The organism is Streptomyces stelliscabiei (assembly GCF_014873495.1).
Taxonomy (GTDB): domain Bacteria; phylum Actinomycetota; class Actinomycetes; order Streptomycetales; family Streptomycetaceae; genus Streptomyces; species Streptomyces bottropensis.
Genome location: NZ_JADBGF010000001.1, coordinates 5,820,262 through 5,833,808, shown reverse-complemented (window position 1 = coordinate 5,833,808; position 13,547 = coordinate 5,820,262). Strand labels below are relative to the sequence as shown.

Below are 13,547 nucleotides of genomic sequence, written 5' to 3'. Positions count from 1 at the left end.
GGCAAGAGGGTGCCTCCGGACATCCGACGTGCGCGGTCACCGGCCACATCAGGTGGGCCCGGTAGTCCCGGTCGTCGGGTCGTTCAGCTCGAGCCTGGTCTGGAGGACGGCGAGGGCGGCCCGCGAAGTGACGCCGGTCTTGCGGTAGATACGGCTGAGATGAGACTCGACCGTGCGGGGGCTGAGGAAGAGACGGGCGGCGATGGCCGGGGTGGTCAGGCCGGCGGCGACCAGGGCGGCGATCTCGCGTTCGCGGGCGGAGAGGCCCGCGACCGGGGCTGGAGGCTGGGCCGGGGGCACGGGGTGCACGAGGGGGTGGATCGCATCGGCCAGGCCCGTCAGTTGATGCGCGCCGCCGGTCACGGCGAGCTGTCGGGCGCGTGTCCACATGGCGCGGCCTCGGTCAGGACTGCCGGCGGCGACCAGGGGTGCGCCGAACAGCAGGCTGAACGCTTCCCACAGCACCGCTCCCCCGCGGGCCGCCACGTCCACAGCCTCCTCGAACAGTTCGGCGGCCGCTGCCATGTCGCCGTCGGCGGACAGACAGTGGGCGGTGCTGCGCAGCGCCGAGGCCTGCTGCGAGGGCAGGTTCAGCTGCTCCGCCTCCTTACGGGCCCGCTCCGCCCAGGTCGCGGCGGCATCCGTGTCGCCGGTCAGGATGGCGGAGTTGACGAGGATCTCCAGGATGATCGGGCGCATGGACGGGTGCAGTCCGTTCAGGTCGTCGCCTCCGCCACGAAGGACCGCGGCCCGGGCGCGTTGCGGATCACCGGCGTGCATCGCCGCCTGGGCGAGCACGCACCAGGCGATGGACGCCCACCAGTTGGTACGCGTACCCGCTGCGGCGACGGCTTCCTCGGCCACCACCAGCGCGGCCTGGTCGCCAAGCGGGAGGGCGAACAGCTGGGCATACGCCTTGTTGGTCAGAACGAAGGCCAGCAGTTCGTCGCTGCCGATGCCGCGGGCGACCGTCTCGGCCTCGTCCGCGAGTTCTATGGCCGAGTCCAGTCGCAGGGTCTGATGGTGAACATACGACTTGGCCAGCAACAGGTGGGGCACGACATAGAGCTGGCCGCCGCGCCGCGCGATGGCCAGGCCGCGCTCGGCGTGCCGTTCGGCTTCGGCGTACCGCTCGAGGAACGCCTCGGCCCAGCCGAGCCGGGCCAGCGGCTCGCACAGACCCGCGAGGTCGTGATCGGTAAGGGCGTCGACCAGCGCGGCGGCCCGGTCGGTGGCCTCCCGTGCGGCACCCATGTTGCCTTCGTACGTCTCCCCGAGTGCCGCGATCGACAGGGCGCCCGCCTGGGCGACCTCATCGCCCAGCGACCGGGCCAGGTCGAGGGTGGCGGCCACGTCAGCACGCAGCTGCGGGTAGGCGGTGGCGTGCGGCGCGGACGAGCCCAGTTCCAGGCCGAGCTCTATCGCGTCGGCGTCGGACGGGCCCGGTGTCCGGGAGAGTTCGCGGCGCAGCAGAGCAACCGCCTCGTTGTATCGCCCGAGGTGACGCTCCATCACCGCGCACAGTGTCACGGCGGAGGCCCGTACGCTTCGCTCCGCCCCCGCCTCGTCGGGCGGTGACATGGCGATCACCTCGTGCAGCAGATCCCGGCTCTCCCGCAGTCCTCCGCACATGCCCAGGGCGCGGGCCCGTCGCAGCATCAGATCGCGGCGCCGCGTGGCGTGTTGCGGCTGGTCGGGCAGGTGGGTGAGGGCGACGCCCAGCCAATGGGCGCTGCTCGCGGGTGCGGTGGAGGCGGAGCGCTCGGCCGCTTCGGACAGTACGGCGACGGCCTGCGGGTCCCAGCCGGTCAGTGATTGCTCAATGTGGTGGGCGCGTTCGCTGGCGGGGGCTCCGGCGGCGGCCAGCGCGGCCGCGGCGAGGCGGTGCATCCGCGTGCGCTCCAGGGGGTGGGTGCTCTCGTGCACGACAGCCCGTAGCACCGGATGGCGCAGCGCCCACCGTCCGCCCGGCCCGGGACGCAGGAGATCACGCTCGACCAGCGCTCCCAGGTCTTCGTCGACTTCGGCCTCGTCCCGGCCGCTCACCACAGCCAGCAAGGAAGCACTGCCACGGTCACCCAGGACGGCCACCGCCTCGGCGGTACGGCGCTGCGCAGCGGTCAGCGGGGTCAGTTCGTCAAGCAGGACGGAGCCGAGCCCGGCTGAGAGCAGTAGTGCGTCCTGGCCGTCGTTCCGTCCTGCATGTCCGGCCTGGAGGAGGGCGAGGAAGTACAGCGGATTGCCATCGCTGGCGGCGTACAACTCGGCGGCCCGGCCAGGCTGCATGCCGGGGGCCAGCCCGGGGGCCAGTACCTCGACGCACGCCCGTTCGGCGAGGGGTCCGAGGTTCAGCCGCAGCACCGTACCCAGGTCGATCCCCCGGGTGAGCGCGGCGTCAAGGGAAGCCGCCGTCTGACGGTTGCGACGGGCCACGACGATCACGACGGGGGCGTTCGGGGGATGGCGGACGAAGTGGTCGAGGAGTTCCAGGGACGCCGGGTCCGCCCAGTGCAGATCGTCCAACGCCACGACGAGCCCGGAGCCGGGACGGCTGCGGGCGATCCGTACGAGCAACTTCGCGATGGAGCGCTGCAGTCCGAACCGGTCGCCGCGCCCGTCCGTGGCACCCCGATCCGTCAACTCCATGTCGTGGTCGGCGAGTGCGTCGCTGAACGGCTGGTAAGGGATGTGCTGTTCGTACTCGGTGGCCCGGCCGCGCAGTACCGCCATCCCCCGGGCCTGTGCCCGTCGGCAGAACTCGGCCATCATGCGACTCTTGCCGATGCCTGCGGTCCCGGCGAGGTCCACGACGGAGCAGCCGCCGTCCCCCTCGAGCATTCGATCGAGGACCGCGTCCAGACGTTCCAGCTCCGTCGCCCGGCCTACCAGCGGAGTCACATCACCACCTGACCTCCCCATGGCCAGGCGGCCGTCGGGGACATTTCCATGACGATCTTACGTAAGTCATGCCCGGCAGAGCCGAACCGACCGGACACCACCGATCATCCGATACCGCCGACCCGCCGACCGCTACCCTGACGCACAGCCCTGCTGCCTTCACACTCAGCCACTGTGCCGCGGTTCCAGACATCGGCGTGGAGTCGCCATCGCCTCCGGCTGTTCGCACGGACGAAGCCGCCGAAGGAGTTCGTGAACTCCCGCTGTGACGGCGCCGAGCGCCGCGCTCCCGTGCAGCTACCCACCGAGTTCCGTCGAGGGAGCTGAAGGCACTGTCCCTCCCTCAGAGCGTGACACCCGCGGGCACTTGCTCACTCCAAGCAGCTGGTTGACCCGGTTGATGAACGGCTGGGGGCTCGTTTGCACGATCTCTGCACGCTTGGCCACCACATGGCCACCACACTGAACCCATCAGACCCGAACCGACCGGCAGCACGGAACAAAGGGCCAGGTCACAGCCCTGTGAACCTGCCACTGGCTGTCAACCCCAGACCTACGCATTGCGATGCGTAGAACGCAGGTGCCCACTCAGCCCGGATTCCAAGGTCACCCGAAACAAGAAACCCCAGGTCAAAGGCTTGACCTGGGGTTCACCACAGAGCCGCCTTCGGGATTCGAACCCGAGACCTACGCATTACGAGTGCGTTGCTCTGGCCATCTGAGCTAAGGCGGCGCGCTGTCCGCACTATGGTGCGATCAGCAACGTCGGTAAGTCTACACAGTTTCCCGGGTGCTCCGAACCAGGGATCGGAGCACCCTGCGGCGGCCCCGGAGGGACTGCCGCGGCGGGCCGGGTTCAGGGCGCTGAGCAGCGCCTTCCGTCTGCGGGGGGCGTGCCGCGGAGCAGGTAGGCGTTGATCGTGGAGTCGACGCAGGCGCTGCCGCGGCCGTAGGCCGTGTGGCCGTCGCCGTCGTAGGTGAGGAGGCGGGCGGAGGAGAGCTGGGAGGCGAGCGCCCGGGCCCAGCGGTAGGGGGTCGCGGGGTCGCGCGTGGTGCCGACGACGACGATCGGGGCGGCGCCCTTCGCCTCGATGCGGTGCGGTCCGCCCGTCGCCCGCACCGGCCAGTACGCACAGTTCAGGGAGGCCCACGCGAGGGCCCGGCCGAACACCGGGGACGCCTTCTCGAACTCGGGGAGGGCCCGTTCGACCTTCTCGGGGCTGTCGTAGGCGGCCGGGAGGTCGAGGCAGTTCACGGCCGCGTTGGCGTACATCAGGTTGGAGTAGGTGCCACCGGGGCCGCGTTCGAAGTAGCTGTCCGAGAGGGCGAGCAGGCCGGCGCCGTCGCCCTTCCCGACCGCCTCGGTGAGCGCCTGGCGCAGCCGCGGCCACGCCCCCTCGTCGTACATCGCCGCGATCACCCCGGTCGTGGCCAGGGCCTCGCCGAGCCGCCGTCCGTCGGCGTCACCAGTCCGGAGCGGCCGTGTGTCCAGCCGCTCGAAGAACGCGCGCAGATGGTCGCCGACCTGTGCGGGCGTGCGCCCCAGCACACAGTCCTTCCGCCCCACGCAGTCCTTCGCGAAGGCCTGGAAGGCCGTCTCGAAGCCGGCCGTCTGCTCCTGGTTGAGCCGGTGGGCGGGCAGCGAGGGGTCCAGTGCGCCGTCCAGCACCAGTCGGCCGACGCGCTTCGGGAACAGCTCCGCGTAGGTCGCCCCGAGGAACGTCCCGTACGAGGCGCCCACATAGGTCAGCTTCTCGTCGCCCAGCACGCCCCGCAGGATGTCCATGTCCCGAGCCGCCTCGACGGTGGAGACGTGCCGCAGCAGACGCGGCGCCCGCTGCCCACACCCTTCCGCGAACCGCTTGTACGCCGCGACCAGCTTCGCCGTCTCCCCCGTGCCGTCCGGAGTGAGGTCCGTCTGCGTGTACGTGTCCATCTGCCGCCCGGTGAGGCATTCGACCGGCTCGCTGCCGGCCACACCCCGCGGGTCCACCGCCACCATGTCGTACCGCGCCCGCACCTCGGCCGGGTAGCCGATGCCCGCGTACCCCTGCACGTACCCGACCGCCGACCCGCCCGGCCCGCCGGGATTGACCAGCAGCGAGCCGAGGCGCTTCCCGGGGCCCGTCGCCTTCCGGCGCGAGACGGCCAGCCTGATGTCGCCTTCGCCCGGCTTCGCGTAGTCGAGGGGCGCCTTCATCGTGGCGCACTGGAAACCGGCGACCTCGCAGTCGCGCCAGCGCAGCTTCTGCTCGTAGTACGCGGCCGGCACCGACGGTGTCGCCCGGGGCCGCGCGACCAGGCCGGGCCCTCCGTCCGCCACGGTGGCCGCCGTACGGGAGCCGCCGGAGGAGCAGCCCGCGACGAGCAGCGCGGCGGCAGCGAGCAACGCGCCGCCTGCCCGCAGGTACCGGTTCGGCCGGGAAGTACGCCTGGTGTGCATCTCGCGAGCGTAACCAGAACCACTCAATTGATCACGAATGGGAACAAATGCTGCTCGTACGAGTGACGCAGTCAACCGAACGCGCCACACCCGCCGCCCGCCACGACAAGGAGGACGCCGCAGCTCCGTCGTCCCCGTGCGCCCGACGTCCCCTGCCGCCCCCATGACGCCCGACGCCCCCTGACGCCCCCGACGTCACCCGGCCCGCAGCGCCATCGTCATCGCCTCCACGGCCAGCAGCGGCGACACGTTCCTCTCCAGCGCCTCCCGGCAGCCCGCGATCGCGTCGATCCGCCGCAGGGTCGACTCCGGCGTGCCACCCCGCGCCATCCGCTCCAGGCTCTCCCGCACCTCGACGTTGGCGAGCGCGACCCGCGCCCCCATCTGCAGGGCCAGCACATCCCGGTAGAACCCGGTCAGCTCGGTCAGCGCGAGATCCAGGCTGTCCCGCTGCGCCCGCGTGCGCCGCCGCTTCTGCTTGTCCTCCAGGTCCTTCATCACCCCCGCCGTACCGCGCGGCATGCGCCCGCCCTGCGCCGCGCCGAGCGCCGCCTTCAACTCCTCGGTCTCCTTGGTGTCGACCTCTTCGGCCAGCTGCTTCGACTCCTCCGACGCGGCGTCCACCAGCTCCTGCGCGGCCTTGAGGCACCCCCCGATGTCCTCGACCCGCAGCGGCAGCTTCAGCACTGCGGCCCGACGCTCACGGGCCCGCGGGTCCGTGGCCAGCCGCCGGGCCCACTCGATGTGTCCCTGGGTGGCCCGAGCGGCCACCGCGGCCGCCTCCGGCTCGATGCCCTCGCGCCGTACGAGCATGTCCGCCACCGCGTCCACCGACGGTGTGAGCAGTCCGACGTGCCGGCACCGCGAGCGAATGGTCGGCAGCACGTCCTCCAGCGACGGCGCGCACAGCATCCACACCGTCCGCGGGGCGGGCTCCTCGACGGCCTTGAGCACCGCGTTCGCCGACTTCTCGTTCAGCCGCTCGGCGTCCTCGACGAGGATCACCTGCCAGCGCCCGTTCGCCGGTGAGGTGTACGACTTGCGCACGGTGTCCCGCATGTCGTCGACCAGGATCTGCGCACCCACCGCCGCCACGGTGCTGACATCGGCGTGCGTCCCCACCAGCGCCGTATGGCATCCGTCGCAGAACCCGCACCCGGGGCTCCCCCCGAGCGCCCGGTCCGGACTCACACACTGCAGTGCCGCCGCGAACGCCCGCGCCGCGGTCGTCCGTCCCGAACCCGGCGGTCCCGTGAACAGCCACGCGTGCGTCATCCTCGACGCCTCCGGAGGTGCCGTGCCCGTCGTCGCCGCCGTGACGATCGCGTCCGCGTCCCGAGCGGCGGCGTCGAGCTGCGCACTCAGTCGCTCCTGCCCCACCAGGTCGTCCCACACGGCCATGACCCACCGCCCTCCGTCCACGACACCTCTTCGCGCCCCATTGTGCGCGACCCCACTGACAGCCAGGCCCGGTCGGCCCGATCCCCGCCCGGCCCGCGTCCGGCCCGGCCCGACTCGCGGACGGCCGGGCCCCACCTCCGCCTCGGGGTCCGGGCGCGTGTCACCTCACCGGCGTCGCCGCCGCCAGCCCCGCCCCTCGTCGGGGTCGTCGCCGTCGTGCGAGCCCAGCAGTTCGTCCGCGAGCGTGGGCAGGTCGTCCAGCGGAGTCTCCTCGGCCCAGTCCGAGCGGGGCCGTCGCCGCGGCGTCCCCTGCTCGTCGACCTGCGGAAGCTCGCGCGTCCGTCCCTCCGCCCCGTCGGGCCCGGGCCGCTCGTCCCGGAAGTACCCCGGTGGCACCCGGTCCTCCCGCACCGGCGGCAGGACCGCCGTCTCATCGGCGGCTCCCGGAGGCACCGGCGGCAGGACCGCGGTCTCGTCCTCCGCCGCCCCCGAACCCGGCACCGGCGGCTTGGGCAACTTCGCCGTCGTCTCGGAGTCCGCCCCACCGGGCGAACGCCCCGAACCCACCGGCCCGTCCCCCCGCACCGGCGGCAGCACGGCCGTCTCGTCCACGGGCCCACCCGACGCGTTCGTCGGCGTCACGACCGGCGTGGCCACCGTGATCGCGTCGTCGCCACCGGAGCCACCCCCAGCGCCCCGCGCAGCCTCAGCACTCCGCTGAGCCTCCGCACTCCGCTGGGCCTCCGCGGCCCGACGAGCCGCCGCGGCCCTCTCCGCCTCCGCCCGAGCCCCCCGCTCGGCCTCGGCCGCGCGCTCCGCCTCGGCCCGCTCCGCCGCGACCCTCTCCGCCTCGGCGCGAGCCGCCCGCTCGGCCTCGGCCGCCGCGGCCACCCGCCGTGCCTCCTCGGCCCGGAGCAGGGCCTCCTCGGCCTTCCGCTGCTTCTCCAGGCGGAGCGCTTCCGCCTCCGCCCGCAACCGCTGCTCCTCCGCGGCCTGCTTGCGGCGCCGTTCCTCCTCGACCCGACGCCGCTCCTCCTCCGCGGCACGGGCCTTCTCCTCCGCGAGGAGCCGCGCCTGCTCCTCCTCGGCACGGCGACGCGCTTCCTCGGCCCGCTGCCGGGCCTCCTCCGCCTGCCGCTCCGCCTCGCGCCGCTGAGCCTCCTCCAGCTCGCGCCGCTTGCGCTCCTCCTCCTCGGCCCGCAGCCGCGCCAGCTCCTCCTGGCGCTCCCGCTCCAGCCGCTCCTCCTCGGCCTTGCGCGCGGCCTCTTCCTCGGCCTTGCGCCGTGCTTCCTCCTCGGCCTTGCGCCGGGCCTCCTCCTGCGCCTTCACCTCGGCCTCGGACAGCGGCAGCATCACGTCGAGCCGGGCCCGAACCACGGTCGTCACAGCTTCCGGGTCCTGCGCGGCATCCACGACCAGGTACCGTCCGGCGTCCGCGGCGGCCAGCGTCAGGAAACCCGCCCGCACCCGCTCGTGGAACTCCGCCGGCTCCGACTCCAGCCGGTCCGGCGCCTCGGTGAACCGCTCGCGCGCGGCCTCGGGCGACACGTCCAGCAGCACGGTCAGATGGGGTACGAGTCCATCGGTCGCCCACCGCGAGATCCGGGCGATCTCGGTCGGCGAGAGGTCCCGCCCGGCCCCCTGGTACGCCACGGACGAGTCGATGTACCGGTCGGAGATGACGACGGCACCCCGCTCCAGCGCGGGCCGCACCACGGTGTCCACGTGCTCGGCACGATCGGCCGCGTAGAGGAGCGCCTCGGCCCGGTGGGACAGGCCGGCACTCGACACGTCCAGCAGGATCGACCGCAGCCGCTTGCCCACCGGAGTGGCCCCCGGCTCCCGCGTGACCACGACCTCGTGCCCCTTGGCCCGGACCCACTCGGCGAGCGCCTCGACCTGGGTGGACTTCCCGGCCCCGTCGCCGCCCTCCAGGGCGATGAAGAACCCCGAGGCCGCGGGCGCCTGCGCCGGATCGTCGCCCTTGAGCAACGCGTCCCGCAGGTCCTGCCGGAGCGGCACCCCGGACCGGTCGTCGACCTTCGCCAGCACCAGCGCGGCCACCGGCAGCAGCAGCGCCCCCACCAGCATCAGCGTGAACGCCGCGCCCCCGTGCGCGAACACGAACTTGCCGCTCTCCAGCCGGTGCGGCCCGATGGCGGCGGCGACCAGCGGAGCGACGAGCGCCGCCACAGCCACGAACACCCGTACGACAGCGTGCAGATGCTCGGTGGTCCGGGCCCGCCGGAAGTCCTCGGCCTCCTGGTCCAGCAGCGTGTGCCCGGTGTTCGCGGCGATGCCCGCGCCGACGCCGGCCAGCCCCAGGATCAGCACCACGCTCGTGACATCCGGCGTCAGCCCGGCGGCGAGCAGGGCGACACCGGTGAAGGCGATCGTGAGAGCGAGGAGCCGACGCCGGGACAGCGAGGGCAGCACGGACGGCGCCCGCCGGATCCCGACGCCCACCCCGCCGGTCACCGCGGCGACGAACAGCCCGTACAACACCGGTCCGCCGCCCAGGTCCTTGGCGTGCAGCACGGCGACGGCGACCACGGCGGCGACCGCACCGGCCACGGCACCGCACGCCGGCACCAGCAGCGGGATCGCACCCGTCCGGCCCTTGTCCACACCGGTGCCCGTCCTGGGCCGGCGCAGCCCCTCCAGCGGCGACCGCGCGCGCGGGGTGCGCGTCTTGGGCAGTTCGAGGAAGGTCACCAGGGACAGCGAGGCGGCGAACAGCCCGGCGGCGACGTACGAGGCGAGCGCGGCCTGGTGCTGTCCGAACCAGTCGAGGCCCGCACCCAGCAGGTTGTTGAGCAGCGCCGCGACGACGAGGACGACGGCCGCGAGGGGCACCGCGACGAAGGTCGTACGCAGCGCCAGGCGCCGCAGCGCGTCCATGTGGTCCGGCAGCGGGCGTACGGTCGCGCCCTCCGGGGGCGGCGCGGGCAGCAGCGCGGGTGCCGCGCTCTCCCGGCAGACGGTCCAGAACCGCTCGGCGACCCCGGCCACGAACGCGGTGACCAGCAGCACCGCGAGCGCGTTGTCCGGCGTCCAGTCGATCCACAGGGGCGCGACGATCAGCAGCAGGACCCGTACCCCGTCCGCGCCGACCATGGTCCAGCGGCGGTCGAGGGGCCCCTCCTGCGCGGTCAGCGAGGTGAGCGGGCCGAGGAGCACGGCTCCGAAGAGCAGGGTCGCGAGGGCGCGCGTACCGAAGACGGCTGCCACCGTGAGCGCGACGCCCCGGTATCCACCGCCGAAGGAGCCCTCGGCGATCGCCGCCTGGAAGGCGAGGAGCACCAGCACGAACAGGGCGAGGACATCGCCCACGCCGCCCACGAGCTGTGCGCCCCACAACCGTTTCAGCTGCGGCCGGCGCAGCAGCGCCCGCACGGCGCGCTCCCGGGAGTCGGCTGCCAGGGCGTCATCGAAGGCCGGGTCGTGGGCCGTAGGCTGCTCGGCTCGCATCATGCTTTCAGCCTATCGGCACCCACCGACACGCAGAAGCAGCGCCCGAACGCACGCACGGCGCACGACCAAGTCACACGAAACGCACACATCCGACGAGAGGAAGGCGGGCACTTCCAGCCACCGCCGAGCACGGGCGCCCCGTCGGGGGCGCGGGGAACCGCGCGACAAGCCGCAACAGCCCGCAGCCGCGAACGTACCCGCGCCCGAACCCGCGCCCCCGAGCTGACGCACCCGCACCCCCGGGCTACTGGGCGCCGTCCCCGGAAGCCGCAGCCTTCTTCTCGGCCACCTTCTTCGCCGGAGCCGCCTTCTTGGCCGTGGCCGTCTTCGAAGCCGCCGTCTTCTTCGCGGTGGCGGTCTTCTTCGCCGGCGCGGCCTTCTTCGCGGCGGTCTTGGTCGCCGTCTTCTTCGCCGGCGCCTTCTTGGCCGTCTTCTTGGCGGGAGCCTTGGCCCGCTTCTCCGCGAGCAGTTCGTATCCGCGCTCGGGGGTGATCGTCTCCACGCTGTCCCCGGACCGAAGCGTCGCGTTGGTCTCGCCGTCGGTGACGTACGGCCCGAAGCGGCCGTCCTTCACCACGACCGGCTTCGCGCTGACCGGGTCCTCGCCCAGTTCCTTCAGCGGCGGCTTGGCGGCGGCCCGCCCGCGCTGCTTGGGCTGGGCGTAGATCGCCAGCGCCTCTTCGAGGGTGATCGTGAAGAGCTGGTCCTCGGTCTGCAGCGAGCGCGAGTCCGTGCCCTTCTTCAGATAGGGCCCGTACCGGCCGTTCTGCGCGGTGATCTCCTGGCCCTCGGCATCGGCGCCGACCACGCGCGGCAGCGACATCAGCTTCAGCGCGTCGGCCAGGGTCACCGTGTCCAGCGCCATCGACTTGAACAGCGAGGCCGTGCGCGGCTTGACCGCGTTCTTGCCGGTCTTCGGGGTGCCCTCGGGGAGCACCTCGGTGACGTACGGACCGTAGCGCCCGTCGCGGGCGATGATCTGATGGCCCGTCGCGGGGTCGGCACCCAGCTCGAAGTCACCGCTGGGCTTGGCGAGCAGTTCCTCGGCGAGTTCGACGCTCAGCTCGTCGGGCGCCATGTCCTCGGGCACGTCCGCCCGCTGGTGCCCTTCCGCGTCCTTCTCGCCGCGCTCGATGTACGGGCCGTAGCGGCCGACGCGCAGCACGATGCCGTCGCCGACGGGGAACGACGACACCTCGCGGGCGTCGATCGCGCCCAGGTCGGTGACCAGTTCCTTCAGCCCGCCGAGGTGGTCGCCGTCGCCGTTGCCGGCCTCGGCCGCCGTGCCGTTCGCACCCGCCGCGACGGGTGCGCCGCCGGGCGCGGTCTCGCCGAAGTAGAAGCGCTTGAGCCACGGCACCGCCTGGGCCTCACCGCGGGCGATGCGGTCGAGGTCGTCCTCCATCTTGGCGGTGAAGTCGTAGTCGACGAGCCGCCCGAAGTGCTTCTCCAGCAGGTTGACCACGGCGAAGCTCAGGAAGGACGGCACGAGGGCCGTGCCCTTCTTGAACACGTACCCGCGGTCCAGGATCGTGCCGATGATCGACGCGTACGTCGACGGGCGGCCGATCTCGCGCTCTTCGAGCTCCTTGACCAGTGAGGCCTCGGTGTAGCGGGCCGGGGGCTTGGTGGCGTGCCCGTCGACCGTGATCTCCTCGGCGGAGAGCGCGTCACCCTCGCCGACCTGCGGCAGCCTGCGCTCGCGGTCGTCCAGCTCGGCGTTCGGGTCGTCGGCGCCCTCGACGTAGGCCTTGAGGAAGCCGTGGAAGGTGATCGTCTTGCCGGAGGCGCTGAACTCGGCGTCCCGGCCGTCGGAGGTGGTGCCACCGATCTTGACGGTGACGCTGTTGCCCGTCGCGTCCTTCATCTGGGAGGCGACCGTGCGCTTCCAGATCAGCTCGTAGAGCTTGAACTGGTCGCCGGTCAGACCCGTCTCGGCGGGCGTGCGGAAACGATCACCCGAGGGCCGGATCGCCTCGTGCGCCTCCTGCGCGTTCTTGACCTTCCCGGCGTACGTGCGCGGCTGGGCCGGCAGGTAGTCGGCGCCGTACAACTGTGTGACCTGGGCGCGGGCGGCCTTGATCGCGGTGTCGCTGAGCGTCGTGGAGTCGGTACGCATATAGGTGATGAAGCCGTTCTCGTACAGCTTCTGCGCCACCTGCATGGTCGCCTTGGCCCCGAAGCCCAGCTTGCGCGAGGCCTCCTGCTGGAGCGTCGTCGTACGGAAGGGGGCGTACGGCGAGCGGCGGTACGGCTTGGACTCGACGGACCGGACCGCGAACCGGGTGTTCTCCAGGGCGGCGGCCAGCGCGCGGGCGGCTCCCTCGTCGAGGTGGAGGACGGTCGCGCCCTTGAGCTGCCCGACCGAGTCGAAGTCGCGGCCCTGCGCGACGCGGCGGCCGTCGACGGACTGCAGGCGGGCGACCAGGGACGACGGGTCGGAGGCGTCACCGGCGCGGCCGGTCGCGAAGGTGCCGGTCAGGTCCCAGTACTCGGCCGAGCGGAACGCGATGCGCTCCCGCTCCCGCTCCACGACGAGCCGGGTCGCGACGGACTGGACGCGGCCCGCCGACAGCCGCGGCATGACCTTCTTCCACAGGACCGGCGAGACCTCGTAGCCGTAGAGACGGTCGAGGATGCGGCGGGTCTCCTGGGCGTCGACGAGGCGCTGGTTCAGCTCGCGCGGGTTGGCGACGGCGGCCTGGATCGCGGCTTTGGTGATCTCGTGGAAGACCATCCGCTTGACCGGGACCTTGGGCTTGAGCACCTCCTGGAGGTGCCAGGCGATGGCCTCGCCCTCGCGGTCCTCATCGGTGGCGAGGAAGAGTTCGTCGGATTCCTTCAGGAGATCCTTGAGCTTCCTGACCTGCGCCTTCTTGTCCGCGTTGACCACGTAGACGGGCGCGAAGTCATGCTCGACGTCCACGCCGAGGCGGCGCACCTCGCCGGTGTACTGCTCGGGCACCTCCGCGGCACCGTTGGGAAGGTCGCGGATGTGCCCCACGCTCGCCTCGACGATGTAGCCGGGGCCGAGATAGCCCTTGATCGTCTTCGCCTTGGCAGGCGACTCGACGATGACGAGTCGGCGCCCGCCCTTCGCGGTCTCGCTGGTCGGGGACAACTTCGCTCTTCTCTCCGGTCGACGCTGGGTCCCCCCAGGCTGGCTTCCCGGGGCGGGGCCCCCGGCGGCCGTTGCCTCGCACGGGGCTCGGCGGTCGGCCCGGGGGTCGGGTCATGCTGACGCTGCGGAGTGTGACGGTACATCCCGCCCCCGTGTCAAACGGGAAAAGCCCGCAACGGCCACTCGAACGGTAACCCGACTACCGCCATT

At 72.5% G+C, this 13,547-nt stretch carries 5 protein-coding genes and 1 tRNA gene; all 6 read right to left on the bottom strand.

The window, feature by feature from the left end; all coding sequences use genetic code 11:
• Positions 1 to 48: 48 nt before the first annotated feature.
• Positions 49 to 2,919, bottom strand: a complete 2,871-nt coding sequence (locus tag H4687_RS25795; RefSeq protein ID WP_192781719.1) for a helix-turn-helix transcriptional regulator — start codon at positions 2,917 to 2,919, stop codon at positions 49 to 51.
• A 638-nt stretch (positions 2,920 to 3,557) separates the two neighbouring features.
• Positions 3,558 to 3,631, bottom strand: a tRNA-Thr gene (locus tag H4687_RS25790).
• 123 nt (positions 3,632 to 3,754) lie between these two features.
• Positions 3,755 to 5,341, bottom strand: a complete 1,587-nt coding sequence (locus H4687_RS25785) for an alpha/beta hydrolase (protein ID WP_046914413.1) — start codon at positions 5,339 to 5,341, stop codon at positions 3,755 to 3,757.
• 195 nt (positions 5,342 to 5,536) lie between these two features.
• Positions 5,537 to 6,742 (bottom strand): DNA polymerase III subunit delta', encoded by a 1,206-nt coding sequence (locus H4687_RS25780; RefSeq protein ID WP_046916526.1) that lies wholly within the window; start codon positions 6,740 to 6,742, stop codon positions 5,537 to 5,539.
• A gap of 165 nt (positions 6,743 to 6,907) precedes the next feature.
• The gene (tmk, locus tag H4687_RS25775; RefSeq protein ID WP_046916527.1) at positions 6,908 to 10,216 is read right to left on the bottom strand and encodes a dTMP kinase; all 3,309 of its coding nucleotides are present in this window, start codon (positions 10,214 to 10,216) and stop codon (positions 6,908 to 6,910) included.
• Positions 10,217 to 10,460: 244 nt separating this feature from the next.
• Positions 10,461 to 13,337 carry a type I DNA topoisomerase gene (topA, locus tag H4687_RS25770; RefSeq protein ID WP_046916528.1) on the bottom strand — a complete coding sequence of 959 codons (2,877 nt, stop codon included), beginning with the start codon at positions 13,335 to 13,337 and terminating at the stop codon, positions 10,461 to 10,463.
• Positions 13,338 to 13,547 lie beyond the last annotated feature (210 nt).